We start from the raw sequence: 26,787 nt of genomic DNA, 5'->3' as shown, positions 1-26,787 counted from the left end.
GTCAGTCCTCCCGGCCGCGGCGCGACCAGCCGCCCACCGCGCCCCGGTCGCCGACCCGGTCCCGGCCGCGGTCGCCGCCCCGGTCGCCGCCGCCCCGCAGCCGCGCCACCGGACCGGAGGCCCGTACCGCCAGGGCCGCGCCCGGGGTGCCGGCGGCAGCGGCGGCGGCAGCGGCGGCGGCAGCGGCTTGCGGCTCCGCCGGGGCCGACAGCAGCCCGAGTTCGCCCGCCAGGGTCCACAGCGCCTGTTTCACGCTGGAGCGGTTGTCGAGGTCCTGCACCCGGCCCGCGTCCACCACCGCCTGGAGTTCCTTGAAGGCCGCCGGCACCGGGGTCCGCGTCGCCCGGGTCTTCGTGATCTTCTCGATCAGGGAGGGCTGGATCTCCGTGTGCTTGGTCCAGCGGTTGACCACCATCGCGGTGTCCTCGGCCTTGCGGACCTGGAGCCGTTCCCACATCCGGACCAGCCGCTTCGCCGCCCGGACCGCGACCACGTCCGGGGTGGTCACGAGCACCGCCACGTCGGCCATCTCCACCGCCGCCGCGTTGGCGCCCGTCACCTGGGTGCCGCAGTCGATGACGACGATCTCGTAGCGGCCGCGCAGGGCGCCGACGATGTGCCGGGTGGCCCGTTCGTCCACCTCCTCGCCGCGCTCGCCGTCCGCCGGGGCCAGCAGCAGCGCCAGCCCCGTCCGGTCGTCGTAGACCGCGTCCTGAAGCACCCGCGGCGAGATGTCCTGGATCCCGGCGAGATCGGCGATGGAGCGGCGGAACTGCACGTCGAGGTACGAGCCCACGTCGCCGGCCTGGAGGTCCATGTCCACCAGGGCCGTACGGCGGCCCGAGGCGACCGCGGCGAGGGCGAACTGCACGGCGGTGAAGGTGGTGCCGACGCCGCCCTTGGCCCCGGCGACCGTGACCACCCGGCCGCCCGGTCCGGCGGGCAGGTCGGGGCCCCGGCCCAGGTGGCGGCGTACGCCCACGGCCCACTGGGCGGCGGCCTGGACGCGGGCGGCGAGTTCCTCGTAGGCGAGCGGCAGCCCGACCAGACCCCGCGCGCCCGAGTCCATGGCGGCGGAGAACAGCGCCGGGCCCGCGTCGGAGGAGACCAGTACCACGCCCACCGCCGGGAAGCGGAGGGCGACTTCGCGGATGAGGTCCAGCGCGGGCACCGGGCCGATCCGCTCGTGGACCAGGACCACCTCGGGCAGTTCGTCGATCGACTCGGCGGCCAGCCGGGCCAGCGTGTCGAGCAGCGAGCCCGAGTCGGGGACGGGCCCGGCCGGCTCGGCGGCCGGCAGCTGGCTGAGGAGCGTGGAAATGACACGGGCGGCTTCCGGGTCGCCGACCGCGGGGAGGATTCGGGTGGTCATCGGACTTCTTTCGTGGAAACGCCCTGCTTCAGCTGGGTGGTAGTGGGTCCTTCGGGTCGGGTGGTGTAGGCGTATCCATCCGCTCGTTGGAGAAGGCGGAAGTGTTTGTGCCCGATGCCCTGGACAAGGCCGTGGGCGGTTTTGATGTCGAAGCTGCCGTTGGCGCGGACGGCGATACGGCCGGTGTGGGTGCCGGTCTTCTTGCCGGTGGGGACGACAGCGCGGGCGAAGTCGCCGGTCTGATAGCCGAAGAACGTCTTGTGCCTGGGCAGGCGCTGACGGGGGAAGCCGTACTTGTCGGGGCGGGTGCGGGTGTAGGTGCCGCGTCCGGTCGCGGTGACCGCGAGGACGTGGGCTGGGGAGCGGGTGACGGTGTCGAGATGGCCGACGCACAGGGCGTCGAGGGTGTGCGTCTTGGGCAAGCCGGTCCGCTGCCGGTTCCATTTGGTGCGGCCACCTGATGCGGTGCGCACGGTGTCGAACGAGGTGTCGAGGGCACGCCACAGTGCCCAGCGGGTGGCGTTGACGGCTGCCGCGTCGCGGAGCGGGGTCTTGGCTTGGGCGAGGATGCGAGCCAGCCGGCGCGGCGACTGCTTGAGGAAGTCCTCGACGGGCTGGTTGGACTTCTTCTCGTTGCAGGGGACGCAGGCGGTGCACAGGTTGGAGATGCGGTCGCTCCCGCCGCGTGAGCGGGGGTGGATGTGGTCGATGTTGAGGGGGACTCCGGTGGTCCCGCAGTAGGCGCAGGTCCGCTCCCATTTGGCGAGGAGGTACTCACGGACCTCTGTGCCGTGGAGGGTGCCGTGTTGGTACTCGGCGCCCTCCAGCGGTCCGCCGCTGGACATCGCGTGGGTGTCGAAGGCGACGCGTTCCACATGCACGGCGCGGACGGGTGCCCAGCGTGCGAGCCGTGTGGTCCACGACATGGTCGTCTCCACGCGGTGACGCAGCGACGGGGCGAGCCAGCCCTTGGGGCGAGTGCGGTTGGAGAATCGGGGTGCGCGGTAGCGCAGGTTGCGGCCGCGCCTACGGCGCCGGTAGCCAGCACGAGCCGTGAGCTTGTCCCGGATAGCGCCACCGCGGTGGGCGAGCTCGACCGCGTACAGGCCACGGCGCTCACCGTCCTTCGCGGTGAACACGGCGATGCCGGTGTGCTTCGATCCGGGGTCGATCCCGAGTTCCACACCTTCCACCTGCGATTCGGAGACCGTGCGGTCTTTGAGGCGGATCACGAACGGGGTGTGCCGGGCAATGGCCGCCCGGCCCTTCCTAAGGAGCTTGCGGGCCCTCGCGGGGCTGGTCGGTTGCAGCGGTGTGCCGTGCTTGTCCAGGACGAACACGACGGGATGGCCCTCACGGGCCTTCTCCCCAACCTCACGGTTGGGGGTGACGCGCCCGGCGCCAGGTGAAGCGCCGGGCATCTCCCCTCGCACATGTACCGCGCCGGGTGCCTCACGGCGTTCGAGCCCCGTTTCGTCCCCGATCCGGGGGGTGTCTGCTGACTCGAATTCGAGAGCGAGCTGCTGAGGAAGCACAGCTCGGTCGGTCTTCTGTCCTACGCGGTACGTAGCCAACTTCGTTCACCTCCAAATATGTCTTGTTGGCTGGTGCTGGTAACGGCGGCCCTCAGCCGGTGCGGCCGAAAGCCCTCTCCTTTAGGAGGGGGATCCCGTTACTACTTGTCCCCGTCGAGGGTGTACGTGCGGTCGCCCGCGCTGGGCGCGGAGTCGGTGCCGGGGGCTACCAGGGCCAGGCGGACGTGCTCCGCGAAGGACTCCGCGTAGGCGACGCGCTGGGTGTCCTTGGTGTTCAGGGCGAAGGTGATCGGGACCGCCTCGGCGGGGCCTCTCTTGTCGCTGTCCTTGTCGAGGGCCGTGAGCTTGCCGACGTTCAGGACCCGGGCGTTGGCCACGATGATCACCGAGCGCGAGGGGTCGGTGTCCTTGGCGCCCTTGAAGGTGGCGATGATGTTGACCTTGGCCCCGGAGTAGATCTTGCCGGCCACGCCCGTCGCCGCGTCGATCATGATGGCGATCTCCTGCTCCCCGGCCTGGAGCTGCGGCTTGTCCACGAACATGTCCGTCTGGAGCAGCGAGCCCTTCTTCAGCGTGGTGAGCGCGATCTTGTCCTTGAGCCGGCCGAGGTCGGTGACGGCCGTCTCGGACAGCCAGCGCTTGGGGATCGTGACCTCCTCGAACTGGCCTGCCGCCAGCGGACTGTACGGCGCGATGTCGCCCTTGGCCCGGTACGCGACGACCTCGGCCCCGACCTTGGAGTTGACGTCGCCGATCACCACGAGGACTCCGCCGAACGCCGCCAGGGCGCACAGAACCGACAGGAGCAGAAGGATGACGCCGCGGCGCTGGCGTGAGTTCATGAGCCGTACTACCTCGCCGTTCTTCGTTCGGTCTGGCCGGTCAGAGTCTTGATCTGGACGCGCTGGAAGGACTGGAAGGATTGGACGAAGCACTGGCTGCGGGCGGTGGTGCGGTGAGCGGCGCGGCGCAGAAGCCGCAGCGGTCGCCGATGAGCTCGAAGCCGCACCAGCGGCATTCCTCGCGGCGGACCGAGGCGACCAGCTGGTAGAGCACGGACGGGTCCGGGATGGCGGCGGCGAACTCCACGAGTTTCGGCGTGGCCCACCAGAGGGGCGAGGCGGCCGGGAGCGGGTTCTCCATCACGCCCTGGACCTGCCAGGCGGGGGCGAGTTCGGCGGCCACCCAGTCGGAGGCGAGCTGGCCGCGCGCGAAGGTGAGGTGGGTGGCGAACCCGGGCCCGGGAGGCAGTCCGCCGCCCGCTCCCGCGCGAGGCCCGCCGCCGTGCGCCCCTCCACCACGCGCCCCGCCGCCGCCGAGTTTGACGAGGTGCGGCGCCGGGTGGGCCAGTACGGCGAACTGCGCGCTCGGCGACCAGGACCGCGCGTGCGCCTTGAGGCTGACCGCGACCCGGTCGAGCTTGGCGACCGATCCCAGCAGGGCTCCCGCGTAGATGTAGTGGGACAGCAGCCGGGCCGCGGAGGCGAGCACTCCGGGGCTGAAGTCGCACACGCTGAGCTGGCGCAGCTGACGTACCAGCAGGGCGGTGGCCAGGGGCGGCAGATCGATGTCGAGAAGGGCGATCCGGTCGGTTTCCAGGATGGCCCGTACGGTGTGCAGCCGCTGGACGGTGGCGGGCGGCAGCCAGGGCGGTACGACGGCCACGAGATGGCCGTGGCGCTCCAGCAGGGTGCTCGTCTCGGCGAGCGCGCCCTCCAGGTCGAGCTGCCCCGGCGGGTGCAGTACGACGGCCGGCGGCGTGTGCCGGTCAGGGGCCGGCAGCACCAGATCGGCGCTGGTGACGGCAATGGCGGTCGGCACGCGAATCCCCCTGTTCACCCCGTACGCCACGAAGTTCACGCGACCCTCGCGCACGCGCACACCCCTGCGCGACCGCAAACGATCGGCGCCCTTCCCCCCTTGCCCCAGCACCATATCCGCGTCACCCCTGGCAGGGCAGGGCCTTGGGAATTCCCGTGCCACAAGCACATGTCACAGGAGGCCGAAAGCGCTGACAACCAGCCAACCAGGATCCGGAGGTCGATCAGTTCAAGCCACTTCGCAAAGAGTATTGACACGAGGATTGGTCTGGACCAACTTGTGTGCGGGGTCCCCGACTTACTCCCCCACGCGTTTCCCCGCTCCTTTCCCCGCTCGTTTCCCCACCCACATCCCCACCCACATCCTCACGCCCTTCTCCCCCCACGGAGCCCACGTGAACCGCATACGCTCCCTCGCCCTGCTGGGCGCGGCCTCCCTCGCGGCCGGCGGCCTCACCGCCCTCGCCACCGGTACCGCCCAGGCCGCCGACGTGAACGTCGCCCGCAACGGCGGCTTCGAGTCCGGCCTCGCCAACTGGTCCTGTTCGGGAGGCAGCGGCGCCGTCGTCTCCTCCCCCGTGTACGCGGGGGCCGGCGCCCTCAAGGCCACCCCGGCGGGCTCGGACAACGCCCGCTGCAGCCAGACCGTCACGGTCAAGCCGAACTCGACGTACACCCTGAGCACGCAGGTGCAGGGCTCCTACGTGTACCTGGGCGCGACCGGGACCGGCACGCAGGACGTCTCCACCTGGACCCCCGGCTCGGGCGGCGGCTGGCAGAAGCTCTCCACCACCTTCTCGACCGGCCCCAGCACCACCCAGGTCACCGTCTACACCCACGGCTGGTACGGCCAGCCGGCCTACGTCGCGGACGAGTTCAGCGTGTTCGGCCCGGACGGGGGCGGCGGCACCGACCCCGGCCCCTCGATCCCCGGAGCCCCGACCGGAACCGCTGTTTCCGGACAGAGTGCGAGCGGGCTCACCCTTTCGTGGAACGCGGTCAGCGGAGCCACCGGCTATTACGTGTATCAGGACGGCACCCGGGTCCAGACGGTCTCCGGGGCCTCCGCCCAGCTCACCGGGCTGGCGGCCTCGACCTCGTACTCCTTCCAGGTGAGCGCCTACAACGCGGCGGGCGAGGGCCCCAAGTCGGCGGCGGTCACGGGCACGACCACCGGCGGCGGCCCGAACCCCAACCCGTCCGTCCCCAAGCACGCCCTCACCGGCTACTGGCAGAACTTCAACAACGGCGCGACCGTCCAGAAGCTCTCCGACGTCTCGGCGCAGTACGACATCATCGCCGTCTCCTTCGCCGACGCCACGACCACGCCCGGGGCCATCACCTTCAACCTCGACTCGGCCGGCCTCGGCGGCTACACGGTCGCCCAGTTCAAGGCGGACATCGCCGCGAAGAAGGCGGCCGGCAAGTCCGTCATCCTCTCCATCGGCGGCGAGAAGGGCACCATCTCGGTGAACGACTCCGCCTCCGCGAACAACCTGGCGAACTCGGCGTACGCGCTGATGCAGGAGTACGGGTTCTCCGGCATCGACATCGACCTGGAGAACGGCCTGAACCCGACCTACATGACGCAGGCGCTGCGCTCGCTGTCCGCGAAGGCGGGTTCCTCGCTCGTCATCACGATGGCCCCGCAGACCATCGACATGCAGTCCACGCAGGGCGGCTACTTCAAGACGGCGCTGAACATCAAGGACATCCTCACCGTCGTCAACATGCAGTACTACAACAGCGGCTCGATGAACGGCTGCGACGGCAAGGTCTACTCCCAGGGCACGGTGGACTTCCTCACCGCGCTGGCCTGCATCCAGTTGGAGGGCGGCCTCGACCCCTCGCAGGTGGGCATCGGCGTGCCGGCCTCGCCGAGCGGTGCGGGCAGCGGGTACGTCTCCCCGACCGTCGTGAACAACGCGCTGGACTGCCTGGCGCGCGGCACGAACTGCGGCTCCTTCAAGCCGTCGAAGACCTACCCCGGGCTGCGCGGCGCGATGACCTGGTCGACCAACTGGGACGCCAAGGCGGGTAGCGCTTGGTCCAACGCGGTGGGTCCGAAGGTTCACGCCCTGCCGTAGGCGGTACGTGTGGGGGTGGCCGGATCGGGTCGGCGGGCACAGCGAGTCCTTGACCAGGACATGCCACGAGAGCACGCTGTCCGCACGTCCGCACGGCTCCCCCCACACTCCCCACCCAGGAGAACTGCATGCGGCTTCACACCCGCCGAAGGGCCGCCGTCACAGCGGCCCTGCTGGCGCTCGCACTCGGCGCACCCGCCTACGGAATGAGCGCCACGGCGTCGCCACCACCCACTCCGTCCACCGCCACCCAGGACGAGGCCATCGTCCAGTACCGGATCCACGGGCCGTCCACGGTCACCGACCGCACGGCCCTGCTCCGTACGGGTGTCTCGATCGACGAGGTCGAGGACCACACCGTCGTCGTCAGCGCCGACACCGCACAGGCCAAGAACCTGCGGGCGCTCGGCTACAAGCTCACCGCGCTGCCCGGCCCGCCGGACCGCTCCGAACCCGGTATCGCGACGAGCCCGATGGACTTCCCGTCCGCGGACTCGAAGTACCACAACTACGCCGAGGCGAACGCCGAGATCGACCAGCGCATCGCCCAGTACCCCGGGATCATGAGCAAGCGGGTCATCGGGAAGTCGTACCAGGGCCGCGATCTCGTCGCGATCAAGATCAGCGACAACGTCGCGACGGACGAGAACGAGCCCGAGGTGCTCTTCACGCACCACCAGCACGCGCGTGAGCACCTGACCGTGGAAATGGCCCTCTACCTGCTCAAGGAGTTCGGCTCCAAGTACGGGACCGAGAGCCGCGTCACCAACATGGTCAACGGCCGCGAGATCTGGATCATCCCGGACCTCAACCCGGACGGCGGCGAGTACGACATCGCGACGGGCTCGTACCGCTCGTGGCGCAAGAACCGGCAGCCGAACTCGGGTTCCTCGTACGTGGGTACGGACGAGAACCGGAACTGGAACTACAAGTGGGGCTGCTGCGGCGGCTCCAGCGGCAGCAGGAGCTCCGAGACCTACCGGGGCGCGGCCGCCGAGTCGGCGCCCGAGGTGAAGGTGGTCTCCGACTTCGTCCGTAGCCGGGTGGTCGGCGGCAAGCAGCAGATCAAGGCGGCCATCGACTTCCACACGTACAGCGAGCTGATCTTGTGGCCGTTCGGCTACACCTACAACGACACGGCGCCGGGCCTGACCGCGGACGACCTCGCGGCGTACAAGAAGATCGGGACCGGCATGGCGGCCAGCAACGGCTACACGCCGGAGCAGTCGAGCGAGCTGTACATCACGGACGGCACGATCGACGACTGGCTGTGGGGCGACCAGAAGATCTTCGCCTACACCTTCGAGATGTACCCGGCCTCGGGCGGGGGCGGCTTCTACCCGCCCGACGAGGTGATCGACCGCGAGACCGCGCGCAACAAGGACGCGGTGCTCCAGCTGCTGGAGAACGCGGACTGCGTGTACCGCTCGATCGGCAAGGAAGCGCAGTACTGCGCGTAGTGGTATCGAGTGCGTGTGAACCGGGGCGCCCCACCGCCAGGGGGGCGCCCCTCACCGTGGGCTATCCGAGGACGGCGAGCGCGTCGATCTCGATGAGCAGCCCGGCGGGCAGACCGACGTACACGGTCGTACGGGCGGCCGGGGCTTCCTTCAGGCCCTGCTCCTCGAAATAGGCGTTGTAGATGCCGTTCATCTCGGCGAAGTGCTCCGTGTCCGTCAGGTAGACGCGGATCATCATCACGTCGTCCCAGCCCGCCCCGCCGGCCTCCAGTACGGAGCGGACGTTGTCCAGCGTCTGGAGGGTCTGCGCGCGCAGCGTCGGCCCCGCCGGGGTGGGCGGCTGCCCGTCCACGTGCGGGAGGAAGCCGACCTGGCCCGCGACCTGGAGGATGTTCCCCTTGCGCAACCCGTGCGAGAACCGTGCGGGCGGGGCGGTGTGCGTGTCGGGGGTGATGGCGGTCTTCTCTGTCTTCTCGGTCACGACGGGTCGTCCCTCTGTACGGAGCCGGAGTACTCCCGGCTGATGGTTTCGGCGGTACGGCGCACCAGGGGCAGCAGTTCGAGCAGTTCCTCGGCGGTGACCACCACGGTGGGCGCGGAGATCGACAGGGCGGCGGCGACCCGCCCGTCGGGCCCGCGCACGGGGGCGCCGACGCAGTTGACGGCCTCTTCGTGGCCACCGAGGTCGGTGGCCCAGCCCTGTTCCCTTACGAGGGCCAGCTCGCGCAGGAAGTCCTGCGGACCGGGGGTCGAGCGGGCGGTGTAACGGGGGTAGGCGATCCGGCCGGCCAGCGCCTCGCGCTCGGTCTCGGGGAGGTCGGCGAGGAGCAGCTTGGCGACGGCGGCGACGGTGAGGGGGACGGGCTTGCCGATGCGGGAGTACATCCGGACGGGGTAGCGGCTGTCCACCTTGTCGATGTAGACGACCTCGTCGTCCTGGTGGAGGGCGAGGTGCACGGTGTGGCCGGTGGCCTTGTTCAGCTCGACGAGGTGCGGGTGGGCGACGGCGCGCACGTCGAGGGTTTCGAGCGCCTGCGCGGCGAGTGCGAAGAGCTGGGCGCCGAGGCGGTAGCGGCCGTCGGGCTGGCGGTAGACGAAGCCGCGCTCGTGGAGGGTGCGGAGGAGTCTGAGCGCGGTGCTCTTGTGGACGCCGAGCTCGTCGGCGACGGCCCCGAGACCGGCCGGGCCTTGCGCGAGCAGCGGCAGGATGCCGAGGGCTCGTTCCACGGACTGGCTCATCCCTCGTCCTCTCGTACCGTTCAGACGAACCCGGCTCCGCCGGGCCCCGGGCTCCGCCCGGACCCGCGCCTCAAACGCCGGCGGGGCTGAAAGATCCAGCCCCGCCGGCGTTTGAGGCGCGGGGTCTGGGGCGGAGCCCCAGCAGTGGCGCCCGCACCCGGCAGTCGGCGTTGACCCGTCGTCACCCGGGATGTTAGACAGCAGGCAGCGCCATACGCAACGACCGTTGCATGTCACGCAACACCCCGGGAGGCACCGCACATGCCCAGTGACCCCGTCAAGGAACTCGCCGACGAACCGGTCGACCACCGGTTCAAGGGCCTGCCCCCGGACGCGCACGCCGCCGGCCTCACCGTCGGCCAACTGGCCGCCCAGCGCCGGGACCTGTACGGCGGCGGGTTCACCACCCCGGTCCTCACCCTGGACGCCGACGCCCTCGCGCACAACATCGCCACGCTGGAGACGTACGCCACCCGCCACGGCCTCGCCTTCGCCCCGCACGGCAAGACCTGCATGGCCCCCCAGCTCTTCCGCCGCCAGCTGGACCACGGAGCGTGGGGCATCACCGCCGCCGTCCCCCATCAGGCCCGCGTGTACCGCGCCTTCGGCATCCAGCGGATCTTCCTCGCCAACGAGCTCGTCGATGCCGCCGCCCTGCGCTGGGTCGCCGCCGAGCTCGCCGCCGACCCCGGCTTCCGCTTCGTCTGCTACGTCGACTCCGTGCGCGGCGTCCAGCTCATGGACCGCGCCCTGCGGGACGAGTCGGCCGTCATCGACGTGGTCGTCGAACTCGGCGCGGGCGAGGGGGCCCGGACCGGCGCCCGGACCGACGAGGACGTCCGCGCCGTCGCCGACGCCGTCGCGCGGACCGCCACCCTCCGCCTCGTCGGCATCGCCGGCTACGAGGCCGAGGTGCCCGGCGCCGACCCGGACTCCGTCCACGCCTACCTGCGCCGGCTCACCGCCCTCGCCGTCGAGTTCGACAAGGCGGGCCGCTTCGCCGGCGACCTCGACGAGATCATCGTCAGCGCCGGCGGCTCGTCCTGGTTCGACGCCGTCGCCGACGTCTTCGCCGAGCTGCCCGAGCTGTCCCGGCCCACCCTGCGGCTGCTCCGCTCCGGTGCTTACGTCTCCCACGACCACGGCTGGTACACCAACCTGACCCCCTTCAACCGGGTCCCCGAAGAGGGCGGCCTGCGGCCCGCGTTCCGCCTCTGGACCCAGGTGGTCTCCCGCCCCTCCCCCACCCAGGCCTTCGTCAACGCCGGAAAGCGCGACATCGCCTACGACCTGGGCCTGCCGGAGGCCGAGCTGGTCCGCGACCCCCTCACCGGCGCCGAGCGGCCCGCCACCGGGGTCCGCGTCGTCAAACTGTCCGACCAGCACGCCTGGCTGGAGACCGACTCCGCCGAGGACGTGAACGTCGGCGACTGGGTGGCCCTCGGCATGTCCCACCCCTGCACCATCTTCGAGAAGTGGCCGCTGATCCCGGTCGTGGAGGCCGACGGCACGGTCAGCGACTACGTCCGCACCTTCTTCTGATCCGGCCGTGGACCTGCTCATCCGCGGGGCCCGCGTCGTGGACGGCACGGGCGGGCCCTCGTACACCGCCGACGTCGCCGTGCACGAGGGTCGGATCGCCGGCATCGGAAGGATCCCCTCCGGTGGCCGCGAGACCCTCGACGCGCACGGCCTCGTCCTGGCCCCCGGCTTCATCGACATGCACGCCCACAGCGACCTCGCCCTGCTCCGGGACCCGGACCACAGCGCGAAGGCCGCCCAGGGCGTGACCCTCGAAGTCCTCGGCCAGGACGGCCTGTCGTACGCGCCGGCCGACGACCGCACCCTCGGCGAGGTGCAGACCGTCATCGCGGGCTGGAACGGCTCGGGGGACGACGTCGACTTCGACTGGCGCACGGTCGGCGAGTACCTCGACCGGCTCGATCGCGCCCACGGCGGTCAGGGCTGTGCCGTGAACGCCGCGTACCTCGTCCCCCAGGGCACGGTCCGCGCGTACGCCCTCGGCTGGGACGACCGCCCGGCGAGCCCGGCCGAGCTGGACCGGATGCGTACGCTCGTCGCCGACGGCCTCGCGCAGGGCGCCGTCGGGATGTCCTCCGGCCTCACCTATACCCCAGGCATGTACGCGTCCGGCGCCGAACTGGCCGAGTTGTGCCGCGTGGTGGCGCGGTACGGCGGCTACTACTGCCCGCACCACCGCTCGTACGGCCGCGGCGCGCTGGCCGCGTACGCCGAGATGGTGGAGCTGACGCGGGAGGCCGGCTGCGCCCTGCACCTCGCGCACGCCACCATGAACTTCGCGGAGAACGAGGGCCGCGCCCCCGAGCTGCTGGCCCTGCTCGACGCGGCCCTCGCCGCCGGCGCCGACATCACCCTCGACAGCTATCCGTACACCCCCGGCTGCACCACCCTCGTCGCCCTCCTGCCGAGCTGGGCGAACGAGGGCGGCCCCGACGCGGTCCTCGCCCGCCTGCGCGACGACGCCGAGGCCGAGCGGATCCGGTACGCCCTGGAGGTCACCGGGGCCGACGGCTGCCACGGGGTGCCCGTCGACTGGTCGACGATCGAGATCTCGGGGACCACGGATCCCGCGTACGGGGCGCACGTCGGAACCCGCCTCGACGGCTGGGAGACCGCCCGGCGGCTCCTCCTCGGGGACCGCCTGGGGCCCACGATCCTCCAGCACGTCGGCCACGAGGAGAACGTCCGGGCGATCATGCGCCACCCGGTCCACACCGGCGGCTCGGACGGCATCCTGCGGGGCGCGAAGCCGCACCCGAGGGCGTACGGCACGTTCCCGCGCTACCTCGGCCGCTACGTCCGCGAACTCGGCGTGCTGTCCCTGGAGGAGTGCGTGGCCCACCTGTCCGGGCGGCCGGCGGCCCGGCTGCGCCTGCCCGACCGGGGTCTGGTCCGTGAGGGATACCGCGCCGACCTGGTGCTTTTCGATCCGGAGACGGTCGCGGCCGGTTCGACGTACGAGAATCCGCGCGCGGCGCCGACGGGCATCCCGCACGTCCTGATCGACGGCCGGTTCGTGATGCGGGACGGCCGCAGGACGGACGTCCTGGCCGGCCGGTCCGTCCGCCGCACGCCGTACGGGGGCCGGTGAGGCACGAGGAGGCCCCGGAAAGACACGGCGGAGCCCGGTCCGGGTGGGCCCGGGCCGGGCTGGGCTCGGCTAGCAGCAGATTCCGGTCGGCGCTAAGGAAGGAAGCGCTCGATGACCGCCGGGCCCTCCTTCTCGATCAGCTGGCGTGCCTTCTGGATCCGCTCCGGAGTCGGGTCCGCACCGGTCGCCATCACGAGGTCCTCGGGGTCGTACGGCCGTTCCCCGCCCGTGAAGAGCCGGTCCGACCGGGTGGGCTGCTGGTCCGATTCAGTGTCCATCGCGTACCTCCTCCAGTGCCGCCCCCTGGCCCCCATCCTCCGGCCCCGCCGCCATGAACGCACCTCGGCCGCCCGCGCGGGCCCGCGCGGCCGGATCACGCGACCTCGTAGACCGTCACGTCCACGTCCCGCGCGCACAGCGCGTCGGTGATCAGCGGCTCGATGCGGGACCACTTGCCGCCCGCGAGCCCGCAGCCGATGCGCGGCATGTGCACCGACGCGCCCAGCTCGACGGCGTGGTCGGCCAGGGCCGCCAGGCAGCGCTCCAGCGCCTCGTAGCGGATAGGCGGGCCGCTGCTGCCCGTGCGGGTCCCGCGCTGGCCGACCATGTTGGCCACCCACACGTCCGGCGCGACCTGGACCAGCTGGACCGCGCCCAGACCGAAATCGTTGCCGCTGCGCGCGCGATGCCAGGCCCGGTACCGCGCCTCGGGTCCGGGCCAGCGCTTCGAGACCGCCAGGACGAAGCCCTTGCCCCAGCCTCCGATGTCGTTGCAGACATGCGCGATGATCTTCGGCCCCTTGGCCTGGGGGCAGGTCGCGTCCCCCGAAATGATCTTGAGTGCCTTCACCGGGCCCATTCTCACCCCGCCCGGGCCCGTCGAACCCGCGGTTTTCCGGCGGGGCGGCGACCTCCGGCGCCGCGGTCACCGCCGCGCGAAGGCCCGCCGGTTACTCGCTCGGTGCGGCGGCGGTAGTCCGCCGGCTTCTATCCGTCCTGGCTCATGGGGGCAAGCGTCTCAAATCAGCTCAGTGATCCTGTGCCAGACAGAGCATCTGGTTCGGGGACGTGTTCCCACCGTGGAGGGGTGGCGTGGACGTGGAGGTGGAATCCCGCGCCCAGTGCTGCCCCTCGCGGCCGGTGTCGGCTGGTGGGTGTGCTGATCGTCGTCACGCCCTGGTGCCGGTGGGCTGCGCGGGGCAGCCGTGGCCGGTCCGTGTGAGCGTGTCCCTCCGGACGCTTGCCCGCCGGACCCGAGGGCCTGGTGGGGGAGGGTGTCCGGCGTCGCCTGGGCGTCGGACGTGTTGCCTGGTGCCGGGTGGGTCCGGTCTTGGACCGGTCCCGTCGGCTGGTCTTCGGCGTGGTCGGTGTGATGACCGCGCCCGCTTCGAGTCGGTCCACGACAGTGCGGATGGCCATCGCGCCGGTGGTGCGGTCGCAGGCAGTCTTTGCCTGGTGGACCAGGCCGCGGGCTGCGATGCGCTGCCAGGCGCCCTGGTCGCGGTCGCCCTGCCAGGAGCAGGTGGGGTTCGGGCAGCTGGCCCATTTCCAGCCGGGGACGGTGGGCCGGTCGGGGGCCTTGCGGTGCCGCAGTGGGGTGAGGCACCGGGGGCAGTGTCTGGAGGTGTTCCTGGCGGGGACGGTGACGACGGCGATGCCGGTCTCGGAGGCGAGGTGCCGCATGCGTTCCACGATCCGCCCGCGCACCTGCTGGGAGAGACGGGTGTTGAGGGTGCGGCCCATGCCACGGGCTTCCATCGAGCGGAGGTCTTCGACATAGATGACGCTCGCCCCGGCCGTGATGGCCTGATCCACCGCCCAGCGGGCGGCGGCCCACGCCAGTGCGTCGTTCAGGTTTGACCGGCGCGCGGAGACGTGCGCGATCTCGTCGCTCAGAATGGTGTGCTTGGCGGCCAGGGCATGCTGTTCGTCCCCGGCTGTCAGCCGCTGGTAGTGATCTGCCTTGGCGTGCAAGTACTCGCCTTGTCGGCGCAGGCGGTGCTGCTTGGCGAGGACGCCGGCCGTCCGGAACATGCCCCCGGCTCCGAAGGCGGTGATCCGCCCGTCGTCGTGGAGGCGAGCCGCGCCCGCGCTGAGCAGGGTGTTCAGGCCCCAGTCCACACCCAAAGCGACCGTATGCCCACTGCGGTCCGCCTTCGGCACGGCGTGGGTGTAGGCGACATCGGCCCGCACCCGGCCCCGGTGCGGGCGCAGGGTGGGCAGGTGCAGCACCGCGCCCGCCGGGACCGTCGGCGGCAGCCTGAGCGGGCAGGCCACCCACGACCAGTCCCGATAGGACTGCGGGTCCGGGCGGGTGGGCAACTGCAAGCGCAACAGCGCACGGCCCGACTCGGTCTCGTGACGTTCGATGGTCGCCTGCTGCCCGTCACACGCCGACAGCAACAGCAACCCCGCCGTCTTGGGCGCGCTCTCTACCTCGAACACATCGACAGGCATCCGCCCGTGCTTCTTCACGAAAGCGCTGATCTGCCGGGTGCGGGAGGTGATGACGCTGGACGGCAGATGCTCTCCGCCCGGCACCGCCGCACGCACCGCATCCCACTCCTCCGGCGTGCGCCTGGTCGGCTCAGCGGGCCACGCCTTGAGGACTCCGGCGGTCAGATCGGCCCGCCAGTGCGCCGAGCGCAGCAAACGCCCGGCCTGCTCCTGCGCCATCCGCACGATCCGGTCATTGACCCGAACACCCTCGGGCGGCGCGACACTCCAGCCCAGACGCCGCAAAGCCATCCACGCGTTCGACGGCAACTTCCGCCCGCCCACGTCCACCCCGGAAGCCAGCACATCCACATCGGCGGCGTTCCAGTGGACGGCCAGCAGCTCCGTGACCATCGCGGCCACCAGACCGGCCGCCCAGCCCACCGGCTCCGCCAGCACGGAGCCGGACACCAGCTCACCGCTCTCCTCATCCACACCCGACCGCAACAGACCACGGGCGCAAGCGGTCCGGGCGCTCTGACCCGCGGCGAGGGGCACCTTCCGACTCAACGCCCACCTCCCCCGCCACCGGTGCTGTCATCCGACCAACGACAGCACGCGCGAAAGGTCACCCATTCGACCCACGAACCCACATCCGGCACCCACACACGACGGACACCACCGCGAGAACGCAACACGATCACTACAGATCCCCAAGGAACAACGTGAGCCTCGCCGGGAGGCCGGCGGGCCGCATGAGTGCGCGTACTCACGCGTCCCGCTCGGACACTCCCTCACCCCAGGGCGCCCGTACTCAGCCCGCGCAAGGTCGCACAAGGTCACGCGCAAGGTCCCGCGCAAGGTGACGAGCGCAACACGGCGCCGCGTACGCGCCCCGCCCCGCTCCATTCCGCAGGCCGGAACGCGGGGCCGGCCGTCCTTTCCAAGGGTGGGCCGCGTCGCCGCCTCCGCATCGCGCGAAACGGGGCATACCGACCCGTTGCCTCCTCCCCGAATATCGCTGCGATCCCGCACCGGGGCCCGTAAGCTCCCGTCATGCAGGTGATCCAGTCAACGAAACTCGCCAATGTCTGCTACGAGATCCGCGGCCCCGTGCTCGAAGAGGCCATGCGGCTCGAAGCGGCAGGTCATCGCATCCTCAAGCTCAACACCGGCAACCCCGCGGCCTTCGGCTTCGAGTGCCCGCCGGAGATCCTTGAGGACATGCTCCGCAACCTGGGCAACGCCCACGGCTACGGGGACGCGAAGGGGCTGCTCTCCGCGCGCCGCGCGGTCATGCAGCACTACCAGACCAAGGGCATCGAACTGGGCGTCGAGGACATCTACCTCGGCAACGGCGCGTCCGAGCTGATCCAGATGTCGATGCAGGCGCTGCTCGACGACGGCGACGAGGTCCTCGTCCCCGCGCCGGACTACCCGCTGTGGACCGCCTCCGTATCGCTGGCCGGCGGCACCGCCGTGCACTACCGGTGCGACGAGCAGGCGGACTGGATGCCCGACCTCGCCGACATCGAGCGCAAGGTCACCGACCGCACCCGCGCGATCGTGATCATCAACCCGAACAACCCGACCGGCGCCGTCTACGACGACGAGATGCTGCGCGGGCTCACGGACATCGCCCGCCGCCACAACCTGGTCGTCTGCTCCGACGAGATCTACGACCGGATCCTCTTCGACGGCGCCACGCACACGAACACGGCCGCGATCGCCCCCGACCTGCTGACGCTCACGTTCAACGGGCTCTCCAAGAACTACCGCGTCGCCGGCTACCGGGCCGGCTGGATGGCGGTCTGCGGCCCCAAGAAGAACGCCTCGTCGTACATCGAGGGCCTGACGATCCTGGCCAACATGCGCCTGTGCGCGAACATGCCCTCGCAGCACGCCATCGCCACCGCCCTCGGCGGCCGGCAGTCCATCGAGGACCTGGTCCTGCCGGGCGGGCGGCTGCTGGAGCAGCGCGACACGGCGTACGACCTGCTGACCGGGATCCCCGGCATCACCTGCGTGAAGCCCAAGGGCGCGCTGTACCTGTTCCCGAGGCTGGACCCGTCCGTCTACAAGATCAAGGACGACCGGCAGATGGTCCTCGACCTGCTGCGGGAAGAGAAGATCATGGTCGTGCACGGCACGGGCTTCAACTGGCCCGAGCCCGACCACTTCCGGATCGTGACGCTGCCGAGCGCCAAGGACCTGGCCGACGCGGTGACCCGGATCGGGAACTTCCTCGACGGCTACGGCCAGATGTAGCCGGCCGGCCACACTCAGCCAGTCGCCGTCTCATATTCGGATGCGCCTCAACTTTAGAACCGATCCAATGTAGGATGGCCTCCTGACCACGCAGGAGGCCTCCTCATGTACGAGCCGATCCGCACCAAGTCGGTCGTCCACCGCATGGGTGACAGCCGCGCCGACTATCCCCACCGCAGCCGCGGCGAAGCCCTGGACATGCAGCTCGCCGGGCATTTGGCGGCCCTGCTCGCCGTCACCGACGAGCTCGGGCTCGTCGAGAGCGGCGACCGGATCGCCGCCCAGGTGGCGCGGCTGCGCGGGGCGCAGCCCGTCCGCGCGCCGCACGGCCCCGGCGGGGACATCGCCGCCCTGCACCAGCGGGCACACGACCACGCCGCCCGCGCGCTGCTCGTCGCCGCCTCCCGGGCCGACACCGCCGCCGCGATCCTCGCCGCCGAGCGGATGGACGCGCACGCCGCCGCGCTCCGCTCCGTCGGCCTGGCCGGCGCCCTCTGACGGCCCCGGTCCGGGGCCGCGGAGGCTCCGGACCGGGAGCCATGTCCCCTGCGGGGTCGCTTACCGGGGCCCGCGGGTGCGGGTCACTGCCGGGGCTCCGCCCCGTACCCCCGCGCCTCAAACGCCGGCGAGGCTGAATTAGTCGGCGAGGCTGTAATCGGCGATGCCGCACCAGGGGGTGGTGGCCGGGGGCCAGATGGGGCCGATGGCTTCGGCTTGTTCGGGGGTGGCGGGGGTGACGCCCGGGATCTTCACCAGGGACTGCGCCGACCGGGTTCCCGGCTGCGGGTCCTCGCTGTCGCGGAACTCCACCGTGACCACGTACGAGCCCTGGCCGCTCGCCTCGACTCCGGCCACCACCCGGCGGCTTGCCGGATCGATTCGGCATCCGGTGACCCGTACCGACTCCGCCACCGCGGGCGGTACCGCCGACGGCGGCGGGTCGCCGCTGGCCCATACGTACAGCCCCAGCGGGGCGAACACCAGCAGACCGGCCAGTACCACCAGCCCGACCAGCCAGCCCTGCCACTTCAACGCGCTCACGCCCATGGCGACGATCCTCCCGGCCTCCCGCCCCGCCCACCAGCACCCACGGACTCACACAGCATTTCGAAGTGGGACCGCCTGGACACCTGACGTTCATTCAAGTCATCGCGGAATGTGGGTTTCCGCGAGCACGCTGCACCCGTGAGACGCATCCTCGGAATCGCTCTGGCGGTCCTCCTGATCGGTGGCGTGATCGCCGTCGTCATCGGGGGCCAGGGACCAGAGGGCACGGCAACGAAGACCGTGCGTGGCGTCATCGGATCGGAGAAGTCGGAGTACTTCCGCGATCCTGACGTCGTCAAGGCCCTTGCGGACAAGGGCTACACCGTGAAGACGGAGACCTCGGGCTCCTGGGCGATGGACCAGCTCGCCCTCAAGGAGTTCGACTTCGCCTTCCCCAGCAGCAGTGAACCCGCCAAGGAGATCGAGGCGGCGGCCGGCGTCAAGGGCGCCCAGAACGCCAAGCCCTTCTTCTCGCCACTCGTCGTCATCGCCCGGCCGGGCGCGGCCAAGGTGCTGACCGACAACGGCCTCGCCAAGATGACCGGCAAGAACTCCGGCACGCTCCTGATGGGCCCCTACCTGAAGGCCGCCGGCGAGGACCGCACCTGGCAGCAGCTCCAGGGCAGCGCGCCCCATCCCGAACTGACCGGCACGGTGTTCATCAAGACCACCGACCCGGCGACCTCCAACTCCGGCGCGCTCTACCTCGCCGCGACCTCCAATGTCGCCAACCACCTCAACGTCGTCGCCGACGAAGCCGGGATCGAACGCACCGCCCCCCTGATGCACAAGCTGATCTCCGTACAGGGTGCCCTGGAGCCCAGCACCGACGACCCGTTCCGGGCCTTCATCAGCGGCAGCGGCGAACCGCTCATCCTGGCGTACGAATCGCAAGTGGCCTCGCTGCTGCTCCGGAGGCAGGACCCGGGCGAGATGGTCGTCCTCTACCCGGACACCACCGTGAACTCCCCGCACACCTTCGTGCCGATCAGCGACCGGGCCAGGGAACTCGGCAGCCTGCTCGCCACCGACCCGAAGCTGCGCGAGCTGGCCGTCCGCCACGGGTTCCGCCCGCAGGAGGGGGTCGCCGAGTTCACCGCCGCGACCGCGCCGCACGCCGCCTACCTCAACCCGGGACTGACCGGCATCCGCCAGGTCGGCGCTCCCACCGTCAAGATCCTGATGGCGCTGGCCGCGCGCGCCAAGGGCTAGGGGGACCACACGATGACAATGACGCCAACCGCCGACGGAAACGACGCCCCGCTCGTCCTCACCGCTCCCGAACCCGTCGCCCCCGTCAAGCGGGAGCAGGCATCCGGCCTGGTTCCGCTCCAGGACGGCGTGCGCGAGGAGATGGCCCGCCGGGCCGGGGAGTACGTCGGCTCGCTCGCCGGGATCGACACCCGCTCCCCCGAGTTCGCCACCCGCATCGGGGAGATCGCCGGACTCGGCGCCGCCGACATCCGGGGCGCCGCCCAGCAGTCCAACCGGATGCTGGAGCGGGCCGTACGGTCCCTCGGCTCGGACGGGGGCGGCGACGCGCAGGCCCGGGTCGCCGGGTCGCTCGTCGAGCTGCGCCGGACCGTCGAGGACCTCGACCCGCGGGACACGCCCGCGAAGGGGGCCCGCAAGCTGCTCGCGAAGCTGCCGGGCGGCAACAGGTTCCGTGACCACGTGGCCAAGTACGCCTCCTCGCAGGCCACCCTCAACCGGATCGTGGGCGCACTGCGCGGCGGCCAGGACGAGCTGCGCCGGGACAACGCCGCCCTGCACACCGAACGGGCCCGCCTGTGGGAGACGATGGGCAAGCTCCAGGAGTACGCCGTCCTCACCGAGGCGCTGGACACGGCCGTCGAGCAGCGGATCTCCGAGGCCGAGCTCTCCGACCCTCAGCGGGCGGACGCGATGCGGGCGGACGTGCTCTTCCCGGTCCGCCAGAAGCACCAGGACCTGCTGACCCAGCTGGCCGTGTGCGCGCAGGGCTACCTGGCGATGGACGTGGTCCGGCGCAACAACGACGAGCTGATCAAGGGCGTGGACCGGGCCGCCACCACGACGGTGTCCGCGCTGCGGATCGCCGTGATGCTGGCCTCGGCGCTGGACAGCCAGCGCAAGGTGATCGAGCAGGTCAACACGCTCCGCGACACCACGGAGGACCTGATCCGGGGCAACGCGGAGATGCTGTCCACGCAGAGCGGCGAGATTCAGCGGATCGCGGCCGATCCGGCGGTGGGTGCGGAGACCCTGCGGACCGCGTTCGCGCAGATCTACAAGACGCTCGACGCGATCGACACGTTCAAGGTGCAGGCCACCGAGAACATGGCCGCGACCGTGGAGTCCCTGACGGGGGAGCTTCAGACTGCGTCGGCGTATCTCGCGCGGACGCGGACCGCCTCCGCGTTGGAGGGTGGTGCGCTGTGAGCGGGCGTCCGCTGCGCGGGGCCCTTCCCCACCCCGCCCCTTCCCGACGTACCGAATATGCGGCTCCGCCGCGTGGGGGGCTCCGCCCCCAGACCCCCGCGCCTCAAACGCCGGCGAGGCTGAGTAGGCGGGGCTGGATTGTCGCCCTCGCCGTGCTCGTGGGCGCGAGCGGCTGCACCGCCGACTCGCCCGACGGTCCGAAGCCCACCGCCTACAAGGAAGGCACCCTGCGGGTGCTGGCCTCCAGTGAGCTGGCCGACATGCGGCCAGTGCTGGATCAGGCCAAGAAGGCCACCGGGGTCACGGTCGAGCTGACCTCGTCCGGGACCCTCGACGCGGTCGAGCAGATCGCCTCGGGGAAGGCCGACGGCAAGTACGACGCGATCTGGCTGTCCTCCAACGACTACCTGCGGCTGCGGCCCGAGGCCGCCGGGAAGCTCGCCAACGAGACGCCGGTGATGTCCTCGCCCGTCGCCCTCGGCGTGCGGCCGGAGGCGCTGTCCCGGCTGGGGTGGACGCCCGGGGAGGTGACCTGGTCGGCGGTGCACGAGGCGGTCGCCGGCGGGAAGCTGACGTACGGGATGACGGATCCGGTGCGCTCCAACTCCGGTTTCTCCGCGCTGGTCTCGGTGGCGTCGGGGCTGTCGGGCGCCCAAGCGGCGCTGACCGACGCCGACGTGCGGACGGCCCGGCCCAAGCTGAAGGAGTTCTTCGCCGGGCAGAAGCTGACCTCGGGCTCCTCCGGCTGGCTGGCGACCGCGTACGGCAAGCGCGGGGACGTGGACGCGCTGGTGAACTACGAGTCGGTGCTGCTGTCCATGAACCGGGACGCGAAGACGAACCTGACGGTGATCCGGCCGAAGGACGGGGTGGTCACGGCGCACTATCCGCTGACCCTGCTGACCTCGGCCCCCGCCGGGGCCCGCGAGTCGGGCCGGGCGCTGACGGACTACCTGCGCGGCGCGGAGGCCCAGAAGGCGATCACCGACCGGACGCTGCGCCGGCCGGTCGCGGCCGGGGTGACTCCCGCGGACGGGCTGGACGCCGAGAAGCGGCGCGAGCTGCCGTTCCCCGGCACCCGGTCGGTCGCGGACGGGCTGCTGTCCTCGTACGAGAACGAGCTGCGGCGTCCCTCGCGCACGGTCTACGTCCTGGACACCTCCGGCTCGATGGCGGAGGAGGACCGGATCGGGCGGCTGAAGTCGGCGCTCACGGAGCTGACGGGCACGGGCGGTTCGGGAACCGGGCAGCGGTTCCGCGACCGCGAGGAGGTCACGCTGCTGCCCTTCGGCGACAAGGTGAAGAAGGTGCTGACGCACGTCGTCGAGCCGGGCGATCCCGGGCCGGCGCTGGACGCGATCCGGGGTGATGTGAAGTCGCTGCGGCCGGAGGGCGGTACGGCGGTGTACGGCAGCCTGAAGGCGGCGTACGAGCACCTGGGGAAGGGCAGCGGGGACGCGTTCACCTCGATCGTGCTGATGACGGACGGGAAGAGCGACGACGAGGTGAAGGCCTTCGACTCCTTCTACGCCTCGCTGCCGGAGGGCCAGAAGCACACGCCGGTCTTCGCGGTGGTGTTCGGGGACTCGGACCGCAAGGAGCTCACGCACATCGCCGAACTGACCGGCGGGCACCTGTTCGACGCGACCGACGGGAACAGTTCCCTGGACGGAGCCTTCGAGGAGATCCGTGGCTACCAGTAGACCCCACAAGGTGCTCGGCTACCTGGAATCGAAGAAGAACCTGGCCGGCTGCGCCTGCGGCGTCGCCGGGCTGGGCCTGACCGTCACCGGCCTGGCGGGCACGTACTGGCCGGTGGTGGTGGCCGGCCTGTACGGCGCGGGCGCGCTGATCGCCCCGCCGGAGCGGGTTGCCCCTCCGGAGTTCGATGATCCGCAGGCCCGGCTGGGTCTGGTACGGGAGCAGTTCGGGCTGCTCCAGGAGTACCTGGCGGAGGTGGAGCTGCCGGCGGCGGCCGCCGGCCGGCTGGCGGAGCTGATGGAGCTGTACGGGGCGCTGCTGGAGCCGGGCTGGGTGGCGGAGGTCCTGGCCACCGAGCCGGAGGCGGTGCACGCGCTGTCGCGGACGATCCGGCTGGATGTCCCGGAGTGCGTGGACACGTACCACCGGACGCGCTGGTGGAACCGGCTCACGCCGGGCGGGGAGTCCCCGGAGCGCCACCTGGAGCGGCAGCTGGACCTGCTGTACGAGGAGGCGGAACGCCTGACGGCGGACCTCCGCGAAGCAGAGGCCCGCCGTCAGCAGACGCACACGACCTACCTGGAGGAGCGCGGACGCTCCTGACAGGTATCACTTTTGGCCGGTGCTGCGGTGGGAACCGCTTGGTCGGGGGCTCCCACGTTCATGCGCCCTTGGCCGGGCTCGGGCTCAGCCGAGCCGCTCGACCAGGGCGTGGTACTGGTCCCACAGCTCCTTCGGAGTGTGGTCGCCGTAGGTGTTCAGGTGCTCGGGGACCAGGGAGGCCTCGTCGCGCCAGACCTCCTTGTCGACGGTGAGGAGGAGCTCCAGGTCCTCGGCCGGGATGTCCAGGCCGTCGGTGTCCAGGGAGTCGACGGTCGGGAGGATGCCGATGGGGGTCTCGACGCCCTCGGCCTTGCCGTCGAGGCGGTCCACGATCCACTTCAGGACGCGGCTGTTCTCGCCGAAGCCCGGCCACACGAACTTGCCCGCGTCGTTCTTGCGGAACCAGTTCACGTAGTAGATCTTCGGGAGCTTGGCCTGGTCGGCACGGGCGCCGACCTTGATCCAGTGGGCCATGTAGTCGCCCATGTTGTAGCCGCAGAACGGCAGCATGGCGAACGGGTCGCGGCGCAGCTCGCCGACCTTGCCCTCGGCGGCGGCGGTCTTCTCGGAGGCGATGTTCGAGCCGATGAAGACGCCGTGGTTCCAGTCGAAGGACTCGGTGACCAGCGGGACCGCGGAGGCGCGGCGGCCGCCGAAGAGGATCGCGGAGATCGGGACGCCCTTGGGGTCCTCCCACTCGGGGGCGATCGTCGGGCACTGGGAGGCCGGGACGGCGAAGCGGGCGTTGGGGTGGGCCGCCGGGCTGTATCCATTTTCTGTCTGGGCCGACTCCGGAGTCCAGTCGTTGCCCTTCCAGTCGATGAGGTGCGCGGGCGCCTCTTCGGTCATGCCCTCCCACCAGACGTCGGAGCCGTCCGGGGTGAGCGCGACGTTGGTGAAGACGGTGTTCGCGTACATCGTCTTCATGGCGTTGGCGTTGGTGTGCTCGCCGGTGCCGGGCGCGACGCCGAAGAAGCCTGCCTCGGGGTTGATCGCGTACAGGCGACCGTCCGCGCCGAAGCGCATCCAGGCGATGTCGTCGCCGATGGTCTCGACCGTCCAGCCGGGGATCGTGGGCTCCAGCATGGCCAGGTTGGTCTTGCCGCAGGCGGAGGGGAACGCCGCCGCGACGTACTTCGCCTCACCCTGCGGCGGGGTGAGCTTGAGGATCAGCATGTGCTCCGCGAGCCAGCCCTCGTCGCGGGCCATGACGGACGCGATGCGCAGGGCGTAGCACTTCTTGCCGAGCAGGGCGTTGCCGCCGTAGCCGGACCCGTAGGACCAGATCTCGCGGGTCTCGGGGAAGTGCGAGATGTACTTGGTGGTGTTGCACGGCCACGGGACGTCGGCCTCGCCCTCGGCGAGCGGAGCGCCGAGGGTGTGGACGGCCTTGACGAAGAAGCCGTCGGTGCCGAGCTCGTCCAGGACGGCCTTGCCCATGCGGGTCATGGTGCGCATGGCGACCGCGACGTAGGCGGAGTCGGTGATCTCGACGCCGATCGCGGAGAGCTCGGAGCCGAGGGGGCCCATGCAGAACGGGACGACGTACATCGTCCGGCCCTTCATGGAGCCGCGGAAGATGCCTTCCTGCCCGGCGAAGATCTCCTTCATTTCGGAAGGAGCCTTCCAGTGGTTCGTGGGGCCCGCGTCCTCGGCCTTCTCGGAGCAGATGAAGGTCCGGTCCTCGACGCGCGCGACGTCGGAGGGGTCGGAGGCGGCGTAGTACGAGTTCGGGCGCTTCGTCTCGTCGAGCTTCTTGAACGTGCCCTTGGCGACGAGCTCCTCGCACAGGCGCTCGTACTCGCCCTCGGAACCGTCGCACCAGACGACGCGGTCCGGCTGGGTGAGGGCTGCGATCTCGTCCACCCAGGAGATCAGCTCCTGGTGGGACGGCGGGACGGAAGTGGTGGGAGCCGCGTTGTCGCGCGCCACGATTGCTCCTTGTCGAGGGGTGTGTTTGGTGTTTGCCCCGTGGGGGCTGCGACCCGGACGCTTCGCGCTCCGCTCATCCGGTGCCGACCGCACTCATCTGATCATCCGGTGCGTGTGCGCATATGTCCAGAGGGCCTCTCACGTGAGCATCGCCACTCCCGTCAATCTTCCGTAAAGAGGACTACCAGAAAGCTACGGACCCGTAGGTAGCATGACGTGCATGACTTCTGAAGCCGCCGCCACGGCCTTGCCGGAACCAGAACCGGATCCGGAACCGGAGGCCAAGCCCCTGATGCGCGGCTGGCTCCACACGGGGATGTTCCCCGCGGTGGTGGTCGCGGGCGTGGTGCTGATGGCCTTCACCGGCTCGACCCGGGCCCGGGTGGCGTGCGGGGTCTACATCCTCACGGCCTGCCTGCTCTTCGGCGTCAGCGCGGTGTACCACCGGGGCACATGGGGCCCGCGCGGCGAGGCGATCCTGCGGCGGCTCGACCACGCCAACATCTTTCTGATCATCGCGGGCACGTACACCCCGCTGACCGTCCTCCTGCTCCCGCCCTCCACCGGGCGGACGCTGCTGTGGGCGGTCTGGATCGCGGCGGCGGCCGGCATCGCCTTCCGCGTCTTCTGGGTCGGCGCCCCGCGCTGGCTCTACACCCCGTGCTACATAGCGATGGGCTGGGCCGCCGTCTTCTTCCTGCCCGACTTCATGCGGGCCGGCGGTATCGCGGTGCTGGTCCTGGTCATCGTCGGCGGCCTGCTCTACAGCGCGGGCGGCGTCATCTACGGAATGAAGCGCCCCAACCCCTCCCCCCGCTTCTTCGGCTTCCACGAGGTCTTCCACTCCCTGACGCTGGCGGCCTTCGTCACGCACTACGTCGGTATCTCGCTCGCCGCGTACGCGCACTGAGCGCGCTCCGTACCACCGGGGGCCCGGCTCCCAGGGCGATCGGGTGAAAGAGGCGTGTCTCCCCCTGCGGTTCGATCCGGCACTTCCCCCGCTTGGAAAGATCCGGCGTGAAGGATCGCGGTGACCCGCACGGGAGTGGAGAGCCATACATGAAGACGCACGGGTGGTCTCGTCGGATCGTCGGCCTCGCCACGGTGACGGGGCTGGGCGTCGCGCTGCCCCTGACCACGGGGGCCGTACCGGCGTACGCACAGGCGCAGCTGAGCGTCACGAAGACCCACGAGGGCGACTTCGCCCGAGGAGGGTTCGGCGACTACCTCATCACCGTGACGAACGTGGGGAACGAGGACGCGACCGAGGGCCTCGTCTTCGAGGACAACCTTCCGACAGGGCTCACGGTGAACGCCGTGACCTCGTCCGCGCCCGCCGGGCAGTGGGATTGTGGCATCGCGGCTGATCAGTCGAGCGTGGTGTGCACCGTCTCCAGCGACCTGCCCGCCAACAGCTCCTTCACGTTCACCGTGCAGGTCAGAGTCGCCGCCGACGCTCCCTGCGCCGTCACCAACATGGCCACGGCCACCCTTGCGCAACCTGATGGCTCCAGCGATTCGGCGAGCGATCCGACCAGGATCACCGGCGGCGAGTGCGACGGCGGCGATGGCGGGAACGGGGGTGGTGGGGGCAACGGGGGCTCGATCCTGCCCATCAACCTCAGCGGCATCCTCCCCATGTTCAACAACATCTCCATCAACAACAACATCCACAGCCCCGGCGCCAGCAACAACAGCCGCCAGACCTTCGGGCTGAACGCACCCTGAGACTG

At 70.8% G+C, this 26,787-nt stretch carries 23 protein-coding genes; 12 read left to right on the top strand and 11 right to left on the bottom strand.

Going from position 1 to position 26,787, the window contains the following annotated elements; all coding sequences use genetic code 11:
• Position 1 precedes the first annotated feature (1 nt).
• The 4 genes from MTF65_RS10900 to MTF65_RS10885 all read right to left on the bottom strand — a co-directional run bounded on the left by MTF65_RS10900 (position 2) and on the right by MTF65_RS10885 (position 4,728).
• Entirely contained in the window at positions 2 to 1,372 is a 1,371-nt protein-coding gene (locus tag MTF65_RS10900) for an AAA family ATPase (protein WP_243628348.1), read from the bottom strand.
• Positions 1,369 to 2,793 carry an RNA-guided endonuclease IscB gene (gene iscB / locus MTF65_RS10895; protein ID WP_374207199.1) on the bottom strand — a complete coding sequence of 475 codons (1,425 nt, stop codon included), beginning with the start codon at positions 2,791 to 2,793 and terminating at the stop codon, positions 1,369 to 1,371. Before iscB ends, MTF65_RS10900 begins: the two co-directional genes overlap by 4 nt.
• Before the next feature lie 254 nt (positions 2,794 to 3,047).
• Entirely contained in the window at positions 3,048 to 3,749 is a 702-nt protein-coding gene (cpaB, locus tag MTF65_RS10890; protein ID WP_243628347.1) for a Flp pilus assembly protein CpaB, read from the bottom strand.
• A gap of 40 nt (positions 3,750 to 3,789) precedes the next feature.
• Positions 3,790 to 4,728 carry a hypothetical protein gene (locus tag MTF65_RS10885; RefSeq protein WP_243628346.1) on the bottom strand — a complete coding sequence of 313 codons (939 nt, stop codon included), beginning with the start codon at positions 4,726 to 4,728 and terminating at the stop codon, positions 3,790 to 3,792.
• A 394-nt stretch (positions 4,729 to 5,122) separates the two neighbouring features.
• On the opposite strand from MTF65_RS10885, the gene MTF65_RS10880 reads away from it, so the two are divergent.
• Both MTF65_RS10880 and MTF65_RS10875 read left to right on the top strand, forming a co-directional pair.
• Entirely contained in the window at positions 5,123 to 6,814 is a 1,692-nt protein-coding gene (locus MTF65_RS10880; RefSeq protein ID WP_243628345.1) for a chitinase, read from the top strand.
• A gap of 128 nt (positions 6,815 to 6,942) precedes the next feature.
• Entirely contained in the window at positions 6,943 to 8,274 is a 1,332-nt protein-coding gene (locus MTF65_RS10875; RefSeq protein WP_243628344.1) for a M14 family metallopeptidase, read from the top strand.
• 61 nt (positions 8,275 to 8,335) lie between these two features.
• Here MTF65_RS10875 and MTF65_RS10870 read toward each other — a convergent pair whose 3' ends face one another.
• Complete coding sequence (locus tag MTF65_RS10870) at positions 8,336 to 8,755, bottom strand: RidA family protein (protein WP_243628343.1); 420 nt, start codon at positions 8,753 to 8,755, stop codon at positions 8,336 to 8,338.
• The gene (locus MTF65_RS10865) at positions 8,752 to 9,513 is read right to left on the bottom strand and encodes an IclR family transcriptional regulator (RefSeq protein WP_243628342.1); all 762 of its coding nucleotides are present in this window, start codon (positions 9,511 to 9,513) and stop codon (positions 8,752 to 8,754) included. The genes MTF65_RS10870 and MTF65_RS10865 overlap by 4 nt, the downstream gene beginning before the upstream one ends.
• 261 nt (positions 9,514 to 9,774) lie before the next feature.
• On the opposite strand from MTF65_RS10865, the gene MTF65_RS10860 reads away from it, so the two are divergent.
• Complete coding sequence (locus MTF65_RS10860; protein ID WP_243628341.1) at positions 9,775 to 11,055, top strand: amino acid deaminase; 1,281 nt, start codon at positions 9,775 to 9,777, stop codon at positions 11,053 to 11,055.
• Between the two features lie 7 nt (positions 11,056 to 11,062).
• Positions 11,063 to 12,646 (top strand): amidohydrolase family protein, encoded by a 1,584-nt coding sequence (locus tag MTF65_RS10855; protein ID WP_243628340.1) that lies wholly within the window; start codon positions 11,063 to 11,065, stop codon positions 12,644 to 12,646.
• A gap of 92 nt (positions 12,647 to 12,738) precedes the next feature.
• On the opposite strand, the gene MTF65_RS10850 is transcribed toward MTF65_RS10855, so the two are convergent.
• The 3 genes from MTF65_RS10850 to MTF65_RS10840 form a co-directional block, all read right to left on the bottom strand.
• On the bottom strand, positions 12,739 to 12,924 hold the full coding sequence (locus MTF65_RS10850; RefSeq protein WP_243628339.1) for a hypothetical protein: 186 nt from the start codon (positions 12,922 to 12,924) through the stop codon (positions 12,739 to 12,741).
• Between the two features lie 95 nt (positions 12,925 to 13,019).
• Positions 13,020 to 13,505, bottom strand: coding sequence for a macro domain-containing protein (locus MTF65_RS10845; protein ID WP_243628338.1), 486 nt, complete (start codon positions 13,503 to 13,505; stop codon positions 13,020 to 13,022).
• Between the two features lie 164 nt (positions 13,506 to 13,669).
• Positions 13,670 to 15,553, bottom strand: a complete 1,884-nt coding sequence (locus tag MTF65_RS10840; protein ID WP_243628337.1) for a transposase — start codon at positions 15,551 to 15,553, stop codon at positions 13,670 to 13,672.
• A 585-nt stretch (positions 15,554 to 16,138) separates the two neighbouring features.
• On the opposite strand from MTF65_RS10840, the gene MTF65_RS10835 reads away from it, so the two are divergent.
• Positions 16,139 to 17,350 (top strand): pyridoxal phosphate-dependent aminotransferase, encoded by a 1,212-nt coding sequence (locus tag MTF65_RS10835; RefSeq protein ID WP_243628336.1) that lies wholly within the window; start codon positions 16,139 to 16,141, stop codon positions 17,348 to 17,350.
• A 105-nt stretch (positions 17,351 to 17,455) separates the two neighbouring features.
• A complete protein-coding gene (locus MTF65_RS10830; protein WP_243628335.1) occupies positions 17,456 to 17,848 on the top strand; it encodes a hypothetical protein in 393 nt (130 codons plus the stop codon).
• A 138-nt stretch (positions 17,849 to 17,986) separates the two neighbouring features.
• On the opposite strand, the gene MTF65_RS10825 is transcribed toward MTF65_RS10830, so the two are convergent.
• Positions 17,987 to 18,391 carry a hypothetical protein gene (locus tag MTF65_RS10825; RefSeq protein ID WP_243628334.1) on the bottom strand — a complete coding sequence of 135 codons (405 nt, stop codon included), beginning with the start codon at positions 18,389 to 18,391 and terminating at the stop codon, positions 17,987 to 17,989.
• A 144-nt stretch (positions 18,392 to 18,535) separates the two neighbouring features.
• On the opposite strand from MTF65_RS10825, the gene MTF65_RS10820 reads away from it, so the two are divergent.
• The 4 genes from MTF65_RS10820 to MTF65_RS10805 all read left to right on the top strand — a co-directional run bounded on the left by MTF65_RS10820 (position 18,536) and on the right by MTF65_RS10805 (position 23,122).
• A complete protein-coding gene (locus MTF65_RS10820; protein ID WP_243628333.1) occupies positions 18,536 to 19,609 on the top strand; it encodes a substrate-binding domain-containing protein in 1,074 nt (357 codons plus the stop codon).
• A gap of 12 nt (positions 19,610 to 19,621) precedes the next feature.
• The gene (locus MTF65_RS10815; protein ID WP_243628332.1) at positions 19,622 to 20,818 is read left to right on the top strand and encodes a toxic anion resistance protein; all 1,197 of its coding nucleotides are present in this window, start codon (positions 19,622 to 19,624) and stop codon (positions 20,816 to 20,818) included.
• Positions 20,819 to 20,937: 119 nt separating this feature from the next.
• Positions 20,938 to 22,521 (top strand): VWA domain-containing protein, encoded by a 1,584-nt coding sequence (locus tag MTF65_RS10810; RefSeq protein ID WP_279398963.1) that lies wholly within the window; start codon positions 20,938 to 20,940, stop codon positions 22,519 to 22,521.
• A complete protein-coding gene (locus tag MTF65_RS10805; RefSeq protein WP_243628331.1) occupies positions 22,508 to 23,122 on the top strand; it encodes a hypothetical protein in 615 nt (204 codons plus the stop codon). Before MTF65_RS10810 ends, MTF65_RS10805 begins: the two co-directional genes overlap by 14 nt.
• Before the next feature lie 84 nt (positions 23,123 to 23,206).
• On the opposite strand, the gene MTF65_RS10800 is transcribed toward MTF65_RS10805, so the two are convergent.
• On the bottom strand, positions 23,207 to 25,054 hold the full coding sequence (locus tag MTF65_RS10800) for a phosphoenolpyruvate carboxykinase (GTP) (protein ID WP_243628330.1): 1,848 nt from the start codon (positions 25,052 to 25,054) through the stop codon (positions 23,207 to 23,209).
• A 220-nt stretch (positions 25,055 to 25,274) separates the two neighbouring features.
• Here MTF65_RS10800 and MTF65_RS10795 point away from each other — a divergent pair, with 220 nt between their 5' ends.
• A complete protein-coding gene (locus tag MTF65_RS10795; RefSeq protein WP_243628329.1) occupies positions 25,275 to 25,964 on the top strand; it encodes a hemolysin III family protein in 690 nt (229 codons plus the stop codon).
• A 149-nt stretch (positions 25,965 to 26,113) separates the two neighbouring features.
• Positions 26,114 to 26,782 (top strand): DUF11 domain-containing protein, encoded by a 669-nt coding sequence (locus MTF65_RS10790; RefSeq protein WP_243628328.1) that lies wholly within the window; start codon positions 26,114 to 26,116, stop codon positions 26,780 to 26,782.
• Positions 26,783 to 26,787: the final 5 nt, after the last annotated feature.

The organism is Streptomyces sp. APSN-46.1, assembly GCF_022815725.1.
Lineage (GTDB): Bacteria > Actinomycetota > Actinomycetes > Streptomycetales > Streptomycetaceae > Streptomyces.
This window is presented reverse-complemented; position numbering and strand designations above follow the sequence as displayed.